At 58.0% G+C, this 15,683-nt stretch carries 18 protein-coding genes; 7 read left to right on the top strand and 11 right to left on the bottom strand.

What is annotated here, in order from left to right; all coding sequences use genetic code 11:
- Window positions 1–6: 6 nt before the first annotated feature.
- From AC53L6_RS02660 to AC53L6_RS02645, 4 genes are read left to right on the top strand one after another with little or no spacing between them, the layout of a single operon-like run.
- Entirely contained in the window at window positions 7–963 is a 957-nt protein-coding gene (locus tag AC53L6_RS02660; RefSeq protein WP_496906703.1) for a fumarate hydratase, read from the top strand.
- The gene (locus AC53L6_RS02655) at window positions 960–1,559 is read left to right on the top strand and encodes a short chain dehydrogenase (protein ID WP_496906702.1); all 600 of its coding nucleotides are present in this window, start codon (window positions 960–962) and stop codon (window positions 1,557–1,559) included. The genes AC53L6_RS02660 and AC53L6_RS02655 overlap by 4 nt, the downstream gene beginning before the upstream one ends.
- 3 nt (window positions 1,560–1,562) lie before the next feature.
- Window positions 1,563–2,222 carry a fumarate hydratase C-terminal domain-containing protein gene (locus tag AC53L6_RS02650; RefSeq protein WP_496906701.1) on the top strand — a complete coding sequence of 220 codons (660 nt, stop codon included), beginning with the start codon at window positions 1,563–1,565 and terminating at the stop codon, window positions 2,220–2,222.
- Between the two features lie 7 nt (window positions 2,223–2,229).
- Window positions 2,230–2,976, top strand: a complete 747-nt coding sequence (locus tag AC53L6_RS02645) for a sulfite exporter TauE/SafE family protein (RefSeq protein WP_496906700.1) — start codon at window positions 2,230–2,232, stop codon at window positions 2,974–2,976.
- A gap of 7 nt (window positions 2,977–2,983) precedes the next feature.
- On the opposite strand, the gene AC53L6_RS02640 is transcribed toward AC53L6_RS02645, so the two are convergent.
- The 5 genes from AC53L6_RS02640 to AC53L6_RS02620 all read right to left on the bottom strand — a co-directional run bounded on the left by AC53L6_RS02640 (window position 2,984) and on the right by AC53L6_RS02620 (window position 6,279).
- A complete protein-coding gene (locus AC53L6_RS02640; RefSeq protein WP_496906699.1) occupies window positions 2,984–3,727 on the bottom strand; it encodes a sulfite exporter TauE/SafE family protein in 744 nt (247 codons plus the stop codon).
- Window positions 3,724–4,623, bottom strand: a complete 900-nt coding sequence (locus tag AC53L6_RS02635) for a LysR family transcriptional regulator (RefSeq protein WP_299211574.1) — start codon at window positions 4,621–4,623, stop codon at window positions 3,724–3,726. The genes AC53L6_RS02640 and AC53L6_RS02635 overlap by 4 nt, the downstream gene beginning before the upstream one ends.
- 108 nt (window positions 4,624–4,731) lie before the next feature.
- The gene (locus AC53L6_RS02630; RefSeq protein ID WP_496906698.1) at window positions 4,732–4,920 is read right to left on the bottom strand and encodes a hypothetical protein; all 189 of its coding nucleotides are present in this window, start codon (window positions 4,918–4,920) and stop codon (window positions 4,732–4,734) included.
- A gap of 110 nt (window positions 4,921–5,030) precedes the next feature.
- The gene (locus AC53L6_RS02625) at window positions 5,031–5,291 is read right to left on the bottom strand and encodes a hypothetical protein (RefSeq protein WP_496906697.1); all 261 of its coding nucleotides are present in this window, start codon (window positions 5,289–5,291) and stop codon (window positions 5,031–5,033) included.
- A 136-nt stretch (window positions 5,292–5,427) separates the two neighbouring features.
- A complete protein-coding gene (locus AC53L6_RS02620; protein ID WP_496906696.1) occupies window positions 5,428–6,279 on the bottom strand; it encodes a hypothetical protein in 852 nt (283 codons plus the stop codon).
- 274 nt (window positions 6,280–6,553) lie between these two features.
- Here AC53L6_RS02620 and AC53L6_RS02615 point away from each other — a divergent pair, with 274 nt between their 5' ends.
- Window positions 6,554–7,792, top strand: a complete 1,239-nt coding sequence (locus AC53L6_RS02615; RefSeq protein WP_496906695.1) for a hypothetical protein — start codon at window positions 6,554–6,556, stop codon at window positions 7,790–7,792.
- A 249-nt stretch (window positions 7,793–8,041) separates the two neighbouring features.
- On the opposite strand, the gene arfB is transcribed toward AC53L6_RS02615, so the two are convergent.
- The 6 genes from arfB to AC53L6_RS02585 all read right to left on the bottom strand — a co-directional run bounded on the left by arfB (window position 8,042) and on the right by AC53L6_RS02585 (window position 13,139).
- Window positions 8,042–8,458: an alternative ribosome rescue aminoacyl-tRNA hydrolase ArfB gene (arfB, locus tag AC53L6_RS02610; protein WP_299209751.1), complete on the bottom strand. Its 417-nt coding sequence runs from the start codon at window positions 8,456–8,458 to the stop codon at window positions 8,042–8,044.
- Between the two features lie 255 nt (window positions 8,459–8,713).
- A complete protein-coding gene (locus AC53L6_RS02605; protein ID WP_496906694.1) occupies window positions 8,714–9,346 on the bottom strand; it encodes a queuosine precursor transporter in 633 nt (210 codons plus the stop codon).
- A gap of 64 nt (window positions 9,347–9,410) precedes the next feature.
- A complete protein-coding gene (locus AC53L6_RS02600; RefSeq protein ID WP_496906693.1) occupies window positions 9,411–10,244 on the bottom strand; it encodes an esterase-like activity of phytase family protein in 834 nt (277 codons plus the stop codon).
- Window positions 10,217–11,137, bottom strand: coding sequence for a penicillin-insensitive murein endopeptidase (mepA, locus tag AC53L6_RS02595; protein ID WP_496906692.1), 921 nt, complete (start codon window positions 11,135–11,137; stop codon window positions 10,217–10,219). The genes AC53L6_RS02600 and mepA overlap by 28 nt, the downstream gene beginning before the upstream one ends.
- Entirely contained in the window at window positions 11,107–12,504 is a 1,398-nt protein-coding gene (locus tag AC53L6_RS02590; RefSeq protein ID WP_496906691.1) for an MFS transporter, read from the bottom strand. Before AC53L6_RS02590 ends, mepA begins: the two co-directional genes overlap by 31 nt.
- Before the next feature lie 68 nt (window positions 12,505–12,572).
- Window positions 12,573–13,139 carry an acyl-CoA thioesterase gene (locus tag AC53L6_RS02585; protein WP_496906690.1) on the bottom strand — a complete coding sequence of 189 codons (567 nt, stop codon included), beginning with the start codon at window positions 13,137–13,139 and terminating at the stop codon, window positions 12,573–12,575.
- A gap of 125 nt (window positions 13,140–13,264) precedes the next feature.
- Here AC53L6_RS02585 and AC53L6_RS02580 point away from each other — a divergent pair, with 125 nt between their 5' ends.
- Together AC53L6_RS02580 and recQ are read left to right on the top strand one after the other, a co-directional pair.
- A complete protein-coding gene (locus AC53L6_RS02580) occupies window positions 13,265–13,546 on the top strand; it encodes a YggT family protein (RefSeq protein ID WP_299745098.1) in 282 nt (93 codons plus the stop codon).
- A gap of 79 nt (window positions 13,547–13,625) precedes the next feature.
- The gene (gene recQ / locus AC53L6_RS02575; protein ID WP_496906689.1) at window positions 13,626–15,668 is read left to right on the top strand and encodes a DNA helicase RecQ; all 2,043 of its coding nucleotides are present in this window, start codon (window positions 13,626–13,628) and stop codon (window positions 15,666–15,668) included.
- Window positions 15,669–15,683 lie beyond the last annotated feature (15 nt).

Genomic DNA, 15,683 nt, shown 5'->3' with positions numbered 1-15,683 from the left:
CACGTCATGATCCCCATCTCCCTCATCCAATCCACCGCAGAAATCCTCATGGACAAGGCGGCCATCGAAATCCCGCAGGACTACCTCGACGGCTTGCAACACGCGGCCAAGACCGAAGACGGCGACCTGTCCTCCTTCGTCCTCAAGGCCATGCTCGACAACTACGAAGCGGCCAGGGAAGACCGTCGCGCCATGTGCGGCGACACCGGTGTGCCGCGCTGGTTCGTGAAGATGGGGAACGAGGCGCGGGTAGAGGGCGGTATGGTCGCCCTCGAAGCCGCCCTGCGCCGCGCCACGGCCAACGCCACCAACGGCGTGCCCCTACGCCCCAACCGCGTGCACCCGCTGTGGCGCACGGATCACGACAACAACGTCGGCATCGGTGCACCCGAAATCGAATACGGGTTCGAGCCGCAGGGCGAATGGATCGACCTGATCACCGTGCACAAGGGCGGGCTGTTCGGCACCGACTACCGGATGCTGTTTCCCAGCGATGGCATTCAAGGGATCAAGCGGTTCTACCTCGATAGCCTCATGGCGTTCGGCAAACGCGGCCTTGCCTGCCAGCCGGCCATCATCGGTATTGGCCTCGGTGGGTCCAAGGACATCTGCATGACGCTGGGCAAACGTGCCTCGACCTTGCGCATCGTGGGCAGCCGCAATTCCGACCCGCGGATCGCCGAGATGGAGGATGAGTTCAAGGACCTCGGCAACTCCATCGGCATGGGCGCCATGGGCTTTGTTGGCAAGAACATGGTGATCGATTGCAATATCGAGGTCGGGTACTGCCACACGGGCGGGATGCCTATGTCGGTGCACGCCTTCTGCCTATCCTCACGCCGCGCAGTCGCCCGCATCCACGCGGATGGCCGGGTGGAACATCGCACGGATCCCGACTGGTTCACTGACTACCAGCGCCGCGAAACCGTTGAATGGGAACCGCAACGAGAGGCCGCGGAATGAAGGTCCTCGTAGTTGGTGCAAATGGGGACATCGGTCAAGCTGCCTGCGACGCCTTGTCTGAACGCAACGAGATCATCCGGGCAGCGCGGTCTTCGGGCGATGTTCAAGTCGATATCTCCGATCCCACTTCCGTAGCCGAGATGTACAAAAAGGTCGGCCCATTGGATGCGCTTGTTTCTACAGCAGGCGATGCGCATTTTGCGGCACTTGTGGATCAGACCAAAGAAACCTTCATGATCGGTCTCACCCAAAAAGTGATGGGTCAGATCAATCTGATTCTGCAAGGCTTGGATCACCTGAACGACGGCGGTTCATTCACTTTAACAAGCGGTGTATTGGATCGCGATCCGGTCCCGATGGCCACAAACGCCGCCGCTGCCAATGGGGCCTTGGGTGGCTTTGTGAAGGCCGCCGCGCTTGAGATGCCACGCGGATTGCGCATCAATGTGGTCAGCCCTGAAGTGCTCGAAACCTCCATGCCCCGCTATGGCAACTGGTTCAGAGGGCATATCCCGGTGTCGTCGCAAAAGGTCGGAGCGGCATATGTGAAATCCGTCGAAGGTGCCGTGACGGGCCAAGTTCTGATCGTGGAGTGAAACATGCGCGAAATCGTTCTATCGACCACCCCAACCGATGAGGCCATCGCCGACCTACGCCTCGGCGACGTCGTCTACCTCGATGGCCTCATGTACACGGCGCGCGAAGGCGTCTACATGCGCGCGCTTGAGGACAAGGCGAATATCCCAATGGAACTGCCCAGCCAATCGGCGACCAACTTCCACTGCTCGCCAGCGGCCCGCATCAACCCCGATGGCAGCTTTGATATGGGGGCCGTCACCGCCACCGCCTCCTTCCGCTTTGCCAAATGGCTGCCGGAATGGATGGCCAAGACCGGGGCCAAGCTGATCGTGGGCAAGGGCGGCATGACCTCCAAGGACTACAAAGAGTACTTCGTCCCAAACGGAGCCGTCTACCTGTCCACGGTGGGCTATGGCACCGGTGCCTTGCTTGGTCGCGGCGTGGAGAACGTCGAAGCGGTGCATTGGAACGAGGAACTGGGCCTGGCCCAGGCCATGTGGGTCATCAAATGCAACCGCATGGGACCGTTCATTGTCGCATCCGACATGAACGGAGACTGCCTGTTTGAGCGCGAAAACGCCAAGATTGCCGAAAACGTGGCCCGGGTGTACGAAGGCACCAAACCGGCTGTCCTCAAACGCTACGGCGAAAGTGACGACCGCGCGGACGAGGTGATCTGAAGCATCCATGCCCGACCTGTCCCTGATCGCGTTTGCCAGCGCCGTCCTGTTGCTGGCAGGCACGGTGAAGGGTTTTATCGGGTTGGGGATGCCGACAGTGGCCCTGACCCTTCTCACATTTCAGCTTGATACCAGGTCTGCCGTGTCGTTGGTCGTCGTCCCCATGCTGCTCAGCAATGTCTGGCAGTTCTGGCGTGGTCCGGACAGGCTCGGGTGTGTCAAACAGCATTGGCGTTACGCGGCCATATTGATCCTGTTCGTGGCCGCAACCGTCTGGTTCAGCCAATCCGCGCCCGATACATTTCTGCGTGCGACCTTGGGTGTTTTCGTTCTCGCGTTCTGCTTTCTCAGCTGGCGCAACATGGTGCCTGCCATCCCGTCGCATCGGGTGCGCCTGTTCGAAGGGTTAAGCGCCGTAATCGCCGGTTTGATCGGAGGCTTGACGGCCGCTTGGGCCCCGCCCTTGGTCATGTATCTGACCGGCCTCCGGCTCGACCGCGACGCCTTTGTGCAGGCGCTTGGCTTCCTGATCTCGGCAGGCAGTGTCTCGATCTTTATCATGTTTGTTGCCGTCGGGCACAGTTCGGCCCCGGATCTGGCAGTCTCCACCTTCTTGCTGATCCCGGCGCTTATCGGTTTTTCAGCAGGCGAGCGTTTGAGGCACCGGACGAACCCGGAACAATTCAGGACACTCTTTCTGGCGGCGTTTTCGGTATTGGGTGCAAATCTGGTGTTGGGCGCGCTCTTGGGCTGACACACGCCTACGTCAATTCGCTCAAAAGCAGACCTGCCCCCATCGCAAGGGTCAACAGGATCAGCAAACGCCGAAAGCCGATATCGCTCAGCCGGCGAAACACCATGATCCCAACCTGTGCAGCGACCAACCCGCAGGGAATTGTGATCATAAGCGCATTCACCGCAGCCTGATCATACGCCCCCTTGAAGAAAAGCAAGGTGACCGTCGTGCTCAGAATGACCATGTTCAACGGCTGCATGACAGCGCGTGTCTCGGATTTTGTCCACGGGCGCACAGACAGCCACATGGCAGGCAAAGCACCCGATACACCCGCCGTACCGCCAAGGACACCGCCCAGAAAACCAACAATCACGTCAATGACGGGGGTCTTGCGCGAAAATGACGGCAGTGCCGCGCGAAAGCCAAAATATCCGCCATAGACAATCAGAAACACGGCAATCCCGATGCGCAGCGTCCCGGTGTCAATGACATCCAACAACAGCAGGCCAAGCGGCACACCCGCAAGCCCGGGCAGGATGAAACGGGCCAAGCGGTCCGGACGGGCAAAGATGGACGCGCGCACGATCCACAGACCTTGAAGCCCCACCAGCACGGACATCAAAGCCACGATGGCAACAGACGTCGTGGGTGGCAGAACAACTAGGTAAAAGCCCAATGCAAACAATGCGGTGCCAGTGCCGGACAGGCCATTGATGAAGCCCCCCGCCGCAGCCCCCAGCGCAAGAAACAGGATCATGTCAGTGGTCATACAGTGTCTATGCCCTGCGGTCGCACGGCCGCAATGACCCCGGCCAGGGCATCGAAAATCTCATCAACGGCCCGCATCTTGATCTGATCTTCCGGGAAGGCCAACCCAAGCACCCGGGTCGGTGCGTCGGCACCAAGGCTCAATCGCTTCACGGGTACAGTCTCCAACGGTTTCACGGCAAGATCGGGCACAATCGACACACCCAGGTTGGCATGCACCATGCTGACAATGGCTTCGGGCGTATCCAATTCCATTGCCTCGGTCACGCGGATACGCTTCGACCTGATCCAATTGTCAATCAAGACCCCCAGCACCGCGTTCCGGTTGAAGCGGATGTATGGTTTGGTCGCAAGCAGCCGCATGGGGTCATCTTCCTGCTCTTCCATGGCAGCGATCAATTGCATCGGCTCCTCGGTCAACGGGCGAAACACGATGCCCACGGGCATGAGGTGAGGTTTGGTGATGATCGCGGCATCCAGATGGCCGCGTTCAATATCGGCCAGCAATGTGCCCGTCAGCCCGGGGCGGATGTGCAGGCCCACCCGTGGAAACCGGCCTTTGAATATGGCCATGGCCTGCGGCGTCAGCCCTGTCAGCGTCGTGCCAAGGGCGCCCAGTTTCAGCACACCGCTCAACCCACCATCGGCCAGCACGGACGGAACAAGGGTGTCATAATCAGAAATCAGCTTGCGCGCCTTTGCCACAACTTCATGCGCAACGGGGGTCAGCTCGGGTGTCCGCGTTGAACGGTTGAACAGGGCAAGGCCCAGCTCGGCCTCCAACGCGCGCATTTGCTGACTGACAGCGGCATGGGTGACGTGAACGGCGTCTGCCGCAGCGCTAAACGTCTTGTTGTCCGCGACCGCAACAAGGGTGCGCAGCAATCGAATGGTCATGTCACCCGCACCGCCTGAAAGTCAGTCTTTCAAACTCCATGGCTAGCGCCGCAAAGCCGAAAGATCAAACTGCAGCCCGGAGCGGACACCGCTGGAACGGCCCATACGTTAGATCTGCGGGACGAAACCGCGTTCATTCAGGTCACTGACCAGACCGGAATCAAGCCGAAGGCGCCGGTCCGACACAAGCCCGTCCCGGCGGGCTGGTGTTTTGGCTGCTGCCCCGAACAGCATTTCTGTGGAATTTGCTTGGCGACCATAAAGCGCAACCGAAGGTGCGGTGCGAAACCACCCCACGGGCTTGTGTTGGTCAGGCTCTGCGGGGCCGAGCTGCCTTTCCCCATATCCAGACCAATTACGGCTCCCAGCCCTAAGGAGACATTTGAGTTATGCAACACTTAACTGCACTAGTCGTGCCATTCCCGGATAGAGCCACAGAGTAATTTCACAGCAAAGCCTATGTGCATGCCGCTGCTAAGGAGGGCAACTTCCTCCTTAAACATTGGTTCGGTCTCTCCATCCGCGATGAAATAAAAAACACCGGTCTCGTCTTCTTCGTTTCTTTCAAAGGACCAAGTTCCCAGAAACTCGCCATCACGAGTAAATACGTCGCCTTGAGCCGCACCTTCATCGGCTCCTATCAGGTTGATAGGGTATGTAAGTTCCATGTTATCTGTATGGCACCCAACAAGCCGAGTGCCAACACTCCCCAGCCCAATGTGGACATTCATTTTGTGCGCTCTGGCGACCGCCGCGCGGACAATCCAGCACTGCCGAATTCGAAACCAATGGCTGGTTTGGTGGTCAGAACAATGCCCCTAGTAAATGTATGACACCATTCGCAGCCAAATTTCCGGCTGCGCCTTGAGCAACGTTGCTTGCGGCGGATCTTGCAGCACTTATTTTTTTGACATCGGGTTCGCTCTTAGAAAGCTCGGTCAGAATTTCATTCAAGAACGGTTGGATTTCTTCCTTTGTTCCATCTGGTAGTTGACCGAGCGATGCCAAAATCCTGTTTACTTTGACATCCAACTCTCCCGGATTTTGAGTAATTTCCACCTCAAGAGCCTTGATCCGCCTTTCCTCTGAAAAGAAACCCAAGATTGATTTTGCAAAGGATGCATTCGAACCCGGTGCATTCAGGTTCTTGTCCAAAACACCAACTGCACCCTTGGTGATGGCTATGCGCTGAAGCTCTGAATTATAGAGGTAACTGGACACCACAACACAAGGGATTTGCCCTTCAGTCGCATCAATGAACTCCAGTCCACTTGTTTTCCCCCCCAATTTTAGATCGACCAAAGCGCCGTCGACTTGCTGTTCGCGGATGTGTTCTAGCGCCTCTTGGACACCAGAAATTGGAGTAATATCGATACCGTATTTTTTTAGTTCGTCGATGTAGGGCGTGAACTCGTCTACGTTGTCATCAAGCCAAACTAGATCCAGTCGGTGTGTGAAAATCGATCCAGATAGCAGTTCGTCTTGCAGCGCCGCTTCGATCGAATTGGCAAGTTCGCCAATTTTAATGCAACGTTCCATTGCCGAATCTAAGGCCAGTTTCCCCTTCTTTGTTGTTGGTTCCGAAAGCAAACTCAGTTGTGATTGAAGAACTAGACAATGACTCTTTAGGTCGTGAATGAGGTAGTCGGATTTCATTGGTTACTAACTTCCCTCTGCTCTATCGATTGGTTTAACCCACATAGCCTTAGCACGTGTTGGGCACACCATAGAGGACATTGAGCCAAGGTGCAGCATTCGTGAGTTTGGGCTGGCTACGGGCATCCGCCGCACCTCGTCCCAAGGTCCCCCGACAGCCCAGAGCGGACGTACGCTCCAAAGAATGTCACCGTCAAAAGCGATTGGAAGAAGTCGAATTTACAGATGAAACAACAAAACATAAACTGCTCGCGGAAGTTAAATCGGTGATTCAATGTCAGCTGAACTTGAGCATGATGCATTCATGCTTGCAAAAGAGATACTGGATCTAGCCGTTGAAGAGCGATGGAACTATGTCTCATTAAGCCCGCGGCTGTATGGTGTGTCAGAGCTTCGAAACGGACACGAAGTTCTCCAGCACTTAAGCGTTATCCCGCATAAAGTCCGTGACTTACCTTCTGGAGTTCACATTGAGCTAAGGGGTACCAGTATTCGAGACCTAAAGCCGTTAGCACACGTAACATCTATCGGGTGGATAAACTTCGAAGATGTTCCTGCTGTTGACGGCGACCATGAGCTCAATCGTATTTCTACCATTCCAAACATCGAAGACAAATTGGCGGACTTTCGAGTCTGGCTTGAACAGAACAAGGTCGACGACCCCCCCGAAGAAATCGCTAATGGACCGAAATTTGTTGTCGACGATGAAGGGCCAATCCGACTCGTCGATCCAAATTTAGAGATAAGCGACGACAACGACCAGGAAGACTTGAGACAAGAATGTCAGCGCAAGTCCGAAGAACTTGCAAAAATAGTCGAGCTTGCTGCAAATGTTGCTCCGGATTTGCCTGCTACGTTGGAGCGATACAACGGATTGATTTCGCGCAACCCCAGTGCAATCGGGGCACGAAGCATTTGGTCTGTTGCCAATAGTCTCCAAGCGCACCTCGAAACCCACGAGATGGCCGTCCACAATAATCGACAGGCCGAAGAACTTCCAACCAGTGTAGCTGCGAAACTGAAGGACTTGTCTGAGACCCACAGAGTATGGTTTTTGGGTCATCCCGGTGCGCGCGAGGTGGAAGAACGTGCCACCAAGCATCTTAAACCGGCAGATCACCTTATTAGGCAAAGTGCGTTAATCGAAATTTTGAACGCTGCTGAAGCATCGGAACATGTTTCTCCTGAGGCAACTTTACCTGCTCGCGAAAACGCCGACGTTTCACAACATGATACTCCCGCCGGCATCGCAGCCTACGGTGAGTTCGAAGAATGGACATGGAATTTCGTTGCTAGTGTCACGAGAAAGGTATGGTTCATCGTCAAGGACCCGCCGGGAGGTTTTGTCGCCCACACAATCACGGCGTATTACTTGGTTGAATTCTTACTTCAAAACGAGACAGCCATTTTTCACTATGTCCGAACAGTAATGTCTCAAGGACCGGTTTGGTGGGAGACTCTATGCAACGCGCTGAGGCGCCTTTCTTTGGCAGCAAAGGCTGATGAAAGCTAATAGACTCGTTTTAGGTGCTTCCCATTGAAGAAGTAACTTCATTAAACCTCCGAAAATCTGACTTTGCAAAGTCCGCTTGCTGCGCTTTGCGAAATTAATTGTTGTTGAGCCGAAGGTCAGAAGTCTCCCAGAACGAAGAGTATACTCTCCCCAAACCCTAACAAACGGTAAAACCGTCCCCATAACCCATTGAAATCCCATGATCCGAAATCCGTCCCACCATGGGACACCTGATTTCTCCGGGGCCCATCACTCCTCGATCCGGCCCCTCAGGGCCTTCACGTCCCCCCGCATTTTCTTGGCCTTCAACCGGCGTTTTTTTGACCCCAAAGTCGGCTTCGTCGCGATCCTTTTTTTCGGCGCCACCAGCGCCTTCCGGATCAGATCCACCAGCCTCTGCCGGGCAATGTCCCGGTTTCTGGCCTGGCTGCGCGTCTCATCACATTGAATGATCAGCGCTCCCTCGGTCGTCCAGCGCCGCCCCGCCAGCCGCCGCAGCCGCGTCTTGACCGGGCCGGGAAGGGAAGGTGACCTTGCCGCCTCAAACCGCAACTCAACCGCCGTCGCCACCTTGTTCACATTTTGCCCGCCGGGACCCGATGCGCGCACAAACTGCTCGCTCAGTTCCCAATCCTCAATGGTGATGTCGTCATTAATCCGCAGCATGACCTTGGATACACCGAGTGGCGCGCACGAAAAAGGGCCACCCGGTGGGCGGCCCTTCTCGAAATGTTTCGGAGGTTGTGCCGGTTAGATCAACCGACCAACTTGGCGGTCTGCACCGCGAAGGACTGCCTTAGCAGGAGACCTCCCAAGCTGTTCCGACACCTCTCTCCAATACCTTTCTCGACACTGGATCACCTCCTTTCAAATGTTGAACTCAAGGTGATGGTGGCACAGCGCCTGCAAAAGTCAACAGATTTAGGTCGCGGTGCCGGCGCGTGCGGTCACCCAGCGGAAGGGTGCCAATGCAATAAGCGCCAGCGTCAACTTCACCATCCAGTCGGCAACGGCCAGGGACACCCAAAGCGGGACCTCGGGGCCGACACCCAGCAGGGGCAGAACCTCGCCCGCCCAGGATACATCGTTGCCGGGCTCAAGCCATGTCATGCTGGCTGAGAATGCGAGGGTAAAGAAAATGGCCGTGTCGACCGAACTGCCGATGATGGTCGAGGCCAGCGGCGCTTTCCACCATGTGCCGTTGCGCAGTGCGGAAAAGATGCCGACGTCCAGCAACTGGGCCGTCAGGAAGGCGAGGCCAGAGCCAATAGCGATGCGGAAGGTCACGGCGGGGTAGGTGAATCCGTCACCCTGCAGCATGATCTGGGTGCCGATGAGCGAGCAAAACACGCCAACGATGAAGCCGACAAGGACGACCGTGCGGGCCGGGCCCGCGCCATAGACCCGGTTCATGATGTCCGTCACAAGGAAGGCCAGCGGGTAGGTGAATGCTCCCCAGGTCAGCCAATTTCCAAACAGGAATTGAACAAGGATGTTCGAGGCCACGACGATCATGGCCATGGCAATGATGCCGGGAAGGTGTGCGCGTGTCATATCTGGTGCCCGTTTTTGCAAGGTAGCGGCGACTTGGCCCGGCAACATGCCGGACGGGCGCCTCTTAGTCGCAGGTGGCGCCACCCGCAAGGGTTTCCGTGAGGGCGTATTCAACCAATTCCGTGCGCTGAACCGATATGAAGTTGTCATCCGACACCATGGTCAGGCAGGTTGCGCCGCTGTCTGACTGCCAGATCGCCAACCCCTCAAGATTGTCATGTTGCCCCGCTCCGGTCGTCAGCAGCGTTTCGGCAGGTGTGTCTGGTTGGCTGGGATCCATACGGCGTATCCGGTTGCGAAAACCAAGAGGCGTGAATGTACGTTCAAGAATATAGAGCCGCCCGTCCGGCCCGATATCCGCGCCCGCTGGCAGGAACGGTCCTGTGCGCGGCAAGGTTGCGATGATGTCCCAAGTGCCATTCTGAAAGCGGTAAATGGGGAACGGACGCGCCAGATCACCTGACCGCTCCGGCAGTGTATAGAGCGTGCCATCGTCATCCGCGGCTAGCGCCTCCAACGACCCATTCGGATGATATCCGGCGAAATCCGGGTGGGGAGGAATCAGTGTGCCATTCTGCGCAGCAATGGCTGCGGGCCCTTCGTAGCTGAAGTACAGCGTGTCGCCGGAACGCGCCAACCCTTCGCTGTCCTGGTTGGGATAGGGTTGTGGAGCCGGTTCAATCGTTATGCTGCGAGTTGAACGGTCCAAGATCAGCGCAAATGCCATGCCCCGGTCCGAAAGAACGATCGCTGAATTGGCATCTGACATTTCAATAGCGGATAGACCGCCAAAATCCTTCCGGTCCGATGCGAGCGGCCAGCTTTGGATGAAGGTGAGCGGTTCGGCAAACGCAGCTGTTGCCGACAGGATCAGCGCGAGGCCAAAACGCCAGAGCATTGTTGCGGCAAGTCTCCTACACGCAGTTCGCGGCGCGGTCTGGGTTTGGGGGCGTTCGGGTCGGGTGGGGGCGGGTTCAGGATATTGTTCACCCACTGCTGCGCATCAGCACATCCATCACCGGGGGGCGGGGCGGCCTGATCTACGCAGCCACGTGTGCCCGCGGGACAGTTGAGGCGGACATGGAAGTGATAGTGGTGTCCCCACCAGGGACGCACCTTGCGTAACCAGCTGCGGTCGCCCTTTTCGTCTTTGCACATCTGCACCTTGGCGCCGGGGAAGACAAAAATGCGTGCCGTCCTGCTGTCGCTGGCGGCGGCCTTGATGATTTCGTGATGGGCGCGGGTCCAGCTGGAATTCGTATAGGCTCCGGATGCACGACGGGTCGAGATGGAGCTGATGTTTTCACGCTCCGCAGCAGACAGCGTCAGGTTCCGAGCTGGTAACATCCAGATGTCAGCATCAAGGCCAATCTGGTGACTGCGGTGACCTGTCAGCATCGGGCCGCCCCGTGGCTGGCTCATGTCACCGACATACAGGCCGGACCAGCCCGGTTGAGCAGCGGCCTTGCGGCTGAGGTCCTGCACATAGTCCACCAGTTCGGGATGCCCCCAGTTCCGGTTGCGCGACAGGCGCATGGCTTGCCATGTCTGGCCGGTTTCGGCCAGCTGCACGCCACCTGCCAAACATCCCCTTGAATACCCGCCAAAAGGCGCAGCCGTCTGCGCCGAGGCGCGCCGTTTACCGCCAAACTGCCCCTTGGCAATGTTTTGCAGCGTGGCAGGGTCCACATCCGGTGTGGGCGTGCCGTCAATGTCAGTCCCCGCGCCGCTTGTGCAGGCGCAGAGCAGGAAGGCGGTGATCAGGGTAAGGGAACGTCGGATTTTGACCATTGGGCGTGGTCTCCTTCGGGGTGCACGTAGCGCAACAGGTACAGGCCAAGGATAAACAGCAATATGACCGGAACATACCCCAGTTGTGCATTGCCTGTCAGCGTCGAAAACAGACCGATCAGGAATGGCGCCAGAAATGCAGTGGCCTTGCCCGACAGAGCAAACAGGCCAAAGGCTTCGGTTGGACGTTCGGGGTGTGTGTGCCGCACCATCATCGACCGGGATGCGGCATATATTGCGCCGCCTGCACCGCCAATGGCAGCGCCGCAGAAATAGAACACCATGTCCGGCAGAGCTGACCCGTCGGACAGCGGAATGATGCCGAAAAGGCTGGTCCGGTTCATGCCAACGATGACGATGGTGACGCCAATCAGGATGAAACAGCAGGCCTTGATCACAGGTTTGGGGCCGAACCGGCCATCAAAGATACCACCAATTTGTGTTGCCACAGCCGCGGTGATTGCCCCGACGATCCCAAAGATGCCGATCTGAATGATGCTCCATCCAAGGACCAGCGTGGCATAGACGCCGCCCGCCGAATACAGCGCGTTCAAAGCATCGCGGTAGAACATCGACGAGATAAGGAAGTTCAAAAGCGATCGCCGTTTGACGGCACCGACCAGCGATTGCTTGAGATCGGCCATGGCCTCTTTCACGCCGCCTGTCCGGTTGGCTTGGCGCGGCTCGCGCACCCATACGAAAAACGGGATCATGAAAACAGCGAACCATGCGGCGATGAAGGGGCCGACCGACCGCGTGCCCTCGCGGGTGTCGGGGTCAAGACCAAACAGCGGATCGCGCCCGACCAGTGTCTTGCCGCTGTCATTCTCGGCCAAAAGCAGCAGCATGATGAACAGCGACAGCACGCCGCCCCAATAACCGATGGCAGCCCCGTTGCCGGAGATGCGCCCGATCTCGTCCTTGGTCCCAAGTGACGGCAGGATTGCGTTGACGAAGATCAGCATGAATTCGGCCGCGATCAGAGCGATGTTGAAAGCGATCAGGATCAGGAACAGGGTGGATGCGTCTGGAAAGGTGAACCAGAGCGCCGCTGTCATGGCGACGTAAATCGCGCTGAACATCCAGATCCACGGCATCCGTCGCCCGGTGCTGTCTGCATAGGCCCCGATCAGGGGTGCGGTGAAGGCGATGAACAGGCCGGCAATGGTCTGACCCCAGAACCAAAGTGCTTGGCTTGAAGCCTTGGCGGCCTCAATATCCGTGGTTTGCGCTTCAAAATAAGTGAAAGATACGGCTGCGAAATAGGGGCCGAAAACGAAGGTCAGCCCAAGCGTGTAAAAAGGCTGCGTCGCCCAATCGAACGCCATCCAGCCCCAAATGCGCTTTCTCAGCCCAATCTCCGCCATACCCCAAGTCCCTCGTCTTTTTGTTGCGGCGACCAAAGCAGGCCGAGGGGCATGTGGCAAGAAAAGGTTTAGGCGACAGACTTCAGGCTTGGGATGTCAGTTTCCTGCATTGGCGGCCATGGGCGCTGTGCCTCGGCCTTGACCCAGGCAGCGATCCAGCCAGGCATGGCGGGAGAGGTCGGGTCCTGATTCATCGCTTCCAGAACCTTGTGGGGCGGGACGATCCCGTTCTTGTCCGTCACAGCCGATCGGTACAGGACGTGGCTGGCGCATTCACCATCCGGCTTCCACATGGATTGTTCCAGATAGGTGAACTTGTCATCCCAGCAAACGGCGCGGCTGCGCATCTCGAACTTCTGAAAGGCATGCAGGCGGCGGCGATAGCGCACGGATGATCCGGCCATGGTCAGCCCCCAGCGATTGGCCCTGAGCACATCGATGAGGCCCGCACGCTGGCCAAGGCCGAGGCGGCCCAGATCATACAGTGTCAGGGCACGCCCATTATTCAGCTCCATGAAGCCATCAAGGTCCCAGGGCCACACCCGGTGCTGTGTCACATGCAGGTCGGTCAATCCCAGCGGCAGTTGGCGGCGGACTTTGACCATCTCTTTGGCAAGGCGAACAAATGGAAACATGGGCTTAACTCCTTGCCCTCCTAGTTGCCGCGTTGCAGCGAAAGTTCAATGGGTGTTCCACGTGACCTTGCGCCACATGGGCGTACGGCCTAGGTCTGTGGCTGGAATAACGAAGGAAACCGCCCATGCTGGTGATCTATCAACTGCTCGATCTGGTTCTAAGCGTCGTTTATGTGATCATGATCGTCCACATCATCATGAGCTGGCTGATCAATTTCCAGGTGCTGAACATGCACCAGCCCATCGTGGGGCAGATCTGGACGGGGCTGAACAGGTTGCTTGAGCCGATCTACCAGCCAATCCGGAGGTTCATGCCAGACACGCATCCGCTAGACCTGGCGCCGCTTGTGGCCTTTGTCATCGTGATCGCCCTGCGCAGCATCATCCTGCCGGCCATCTTCTTCTGATCCCCCTTGTTCACGGCCCGTTAAAATGTGAGTCTGTATCCAAAGAGCAGACTACATAAAATTTGACAGGGTTTCGGACATGGCCAGCGCTGCCACGCTGCTAGGGGATGTGTTTGGGTTCGACGGCTTCCGCCCCGGGCAGGAAGAGATAGTCGATGCCGTAGCGATGGGCGAAAACGCTTTGGCCATCATGCCGACCGGCGGCGGTAAATCTCTTTGTTTCCAATTGCCTGCGCTGATCCGTGATGGCGTAACGGTTGTTATCTCACCTCTCATTGCCCTGATGCGCGACCAAGTGCGCGCATTGCAGGAAGCGGGCGTGCAGGCGGGGGCCCTGACCTCGGGCAACACGCCGGAAGAGACGGACGCCGTGTGGGAGGCGCTGGAACGGCGCGAGTTGAAACTGCTCTATATTGCGCCCGAACGGCTGGCTGCAGGGTCGTCCATCGGTATGCTGCGCCGCATCGGCGTCAACCTGATTGCCGTGGACGAGGCCCATTGCGTCAGCCAGTGGGGGCACGATTTCCGCCCCGACTACCTCCGTATTGGCGAATTGCGGCGGGCCTTGGACGTGCCGCTGGCTGCGTTCACCGCAACGGCGGATGCCGAAACGCAGGTCGAAATCATTGAGAAGCTGTTTGACGGCGTGCAACCGCGTACCTTCTTGCGCGGCTTTGACCGGCCCAACATCCATCTAGCATTTGCGGCCAAGAATGGCCCGCGCGCGCAGATCCTGAATTTCGCCGCCGCCCGCAAAGGGCAGTCTGGCATCGTTTATTGCGGCACGCGGGCCAAGACCGAAACGCTGGCCCAAGCGCTGCGCGAGGCGGGTCACGCTGCAGTCCATTATCACGGCGGGATGGAGGCGGAAGATCGGCGTATCGCCGAACGCCGTTTCCAGCAAGAGGATGGATTGATCGTTGCGGCCACCGTGGCTTTTGGCATGGGTGTGGACAAGCCTGATATCCGTTGGGTGGCTCATGCGGATCTGCCGAAATCTATCGAGTCGTACTATCAGGAAATCGGGCGTGCAGGCCGTGACGGTGCACCTGCCGAGACGTTGACCCTGTTTGGTCCCGACGACATCAAGCTGCGCCGGAGCCAGATCGATGAAGGGCTGGCACCACCCGAACGCCGCATGGCAGACCATGCCCGCCTGAATGCGCTGCTTGGACTGGCCGAAGCGCTGGAATGCCGACGTAAGACGCTTCTTGGCTATTTTGGCGAGGCAGAAATCAGTTGCGGCAAATGCGACCTATGTGACCAGCCTGCTGAGGTGTTCGATGGCACAACAGCTGTCCGCAAGGCGCTGTCGGCCATGCTGCGCACCGACGAATGGTTCGGCGCGGGTCACCTGATCGACATCCTGCTGGGGATTGAGACCGACAAGGTCCGCCAGCGTGGCCATGACAGCCTGCCCACCTATGGCGTGGGCAAGGAATACTCGAAGCCGCAATGGCAGGCGGTGTTCCGGCAGATGATGGGCCATGACCTTGTTCGGCCCGATCCTGATCGCTACGGCGCGCTGCGCATGACGGATGCGGCCCTGCCAATCCTGCGGAACGAGGCGCAGATCACGCTTCGCAAAGATACGATAAAGGCGGCAGCAGCACGCCGGCCGGCGGTAAAATCGATGGTGTCCGAGGAAGACGCGCCGCTCTTGTCAGCGCTCAAGGCCAAGCGCCGCGCACTCGCTGAGGCGGCCAAAGTGCCCGCCTACGTTATCTTTCCCGACCGTACCTTGATTGAAATGGCCGAACGGCGTCCCGCGGACCTGGACAAGATGGCGCAGGTCAACGGGGTCGGGGCCAAGAAGCTGGAGAAGTTTGGATCTGCCTTCCTTGAAGTGATCAATGGAGAGGCCGAGGCCGTGCACCCGTCGCGCCGCAAACTGGCGGGGCATACCGCCGGCACAATCTATGACCAGTTGCTGGCGGTGCAGGCGGAATTGGCGCGTGGCAGGGATGGCACGGACAAACCGCTGAGCTGTTCGGCGTCTCAGTTGGCGAAGGTGGCGCAGTTGCGTCCTGATGATGATGCTGGGCTCGAACGTTTGCTGGGCGATCGCAAGGCGGAACGTTTTGGTCCCGCGTTTCTGGACGTGCTGCGGGCCGCGGGCTAGATCAGCGAGAATAAG

The organism is Tateyamaria sp. LSS28 (genome assembly GCF_059611725.1).
The sequence above is the reverse complement of the archived record's forward strand: the minus strand, read 5'-3'. Positions and strand labels throughout refer to the sequence as shown.

Coding starts and splice junctions, on each gene's coding strand:
- AC53L6_RS02660 (WP_496906703.1), top strand. CDS start 7: ATGATCCCCATCTCCCTCATCCAATCCACCGCAGAAATCCTCATGGAC.
- AC53L6_RS02655 (WP_496906702.1), top strand. CDS start 960: ATGAAGGTCCTCGTAGTTGGTGCAAATGGGGACATCGGTCAAGCTGCC.
- AC53L6_RS02650 (WP_496906701.1), top strand. CDS start 1,563: ATGCGCGAAATCGTTCTATCGACCACCCCAACCGATGAGGCCATCGCC.
- AC53L6_RS02645 (WP_496906700.1), top strand. CDS start 2,230: ATGCCCGACCTGTCCCTGATCGCGTTTGCCAGCGCCGTCCTGTTGCTG.
- AC53L6_RS02640 (WP_496906699.1), bottom strand. CDS start 3,727: ATGACCACTGACATGATCCTGTTTCTTGCGCTGGGGGCTGCGGCGGGG.
- AC53L6_RS02635 (WP_299211574.1), bottom strand. CDS start 4,623: ATGACCATTCGATTGCTGCGCACCCTTGTTGCGGTCGCGGACAACAAG.
- AC53L6_RS02625 (WP_496906697.1), bottom strand. CDS start 5,291: ATGGAACTTACATACCCTATCAACCTGATAGGAGCCGATGAAGGTGCG.
- AC53L6_RS02620 (WP_496906696.1), bottom strand. CDS start 6,279: ATGAAATCCGACTACCTCATTCACGACCTAAAGAGTCATTGTCTAGTT.
- AC53L6_RS02615 (WP_496906695.1), top strand. CDS start 6,554: ATGTCAGCTGAACTTGAGCATGATGCATTCATGCTTGCAAAAGAGATA.
- arfB (WP_299209751.1), bottom strand. CDS start 8,458: ATGCTGCGGATTAATGACGACATCACCATTGAGGATTGGGAACTGAGC.
- AC53L6_RS02605 (WP_496906694.1), bottom strand. CDS start 9,346: ATGACACGCGCACACCTTCCCGGCATCATTGCCATGGCCATGATCGTC.
- AC53L6_RS02600 (WP_496906693.1), bottom strand. CDS start 10,244: ATGCTCTGGCGTTTTGGCCTCGCGCTGATCCTGTCGGCAACAGCTGCG.
- mepA (WP_496906692.1), bottom strand. CDS start 11,137: ATGGTCAAAATCCGACGTTCCCTTACCCTGATCACCGCCTTCCTGCTC.
- AC53L6_RS02590 (WP_496906691.1), bottom strand. CDS start 12,504: ATGGCGGAGATTGGGCTGAGAAAGCGCATTTGGGGCTGGATGGCGTTC.
- AC53L6_RS02585 (WP_496906690.1), bottom strand. CDS start 13,139: ATGTTTCCATTTGTTCGCCTTGCCAAAGAGATGGTCAAAGTCCGCCGC.
- AC53L6_RS02580 (WP_299745098.1), top strand. CDS start 13,265: ATGCTGGTGATCTATCAACTGCTCGATCTGGTTCTAAGCGTCGTTTAT.
- recQ (WP_496906689.1), top strand. CDS start 13,626: ATGGCCAGCGCTGCCACGCTGCTAGGGGATGTGTTTGGGTTCGACGGC.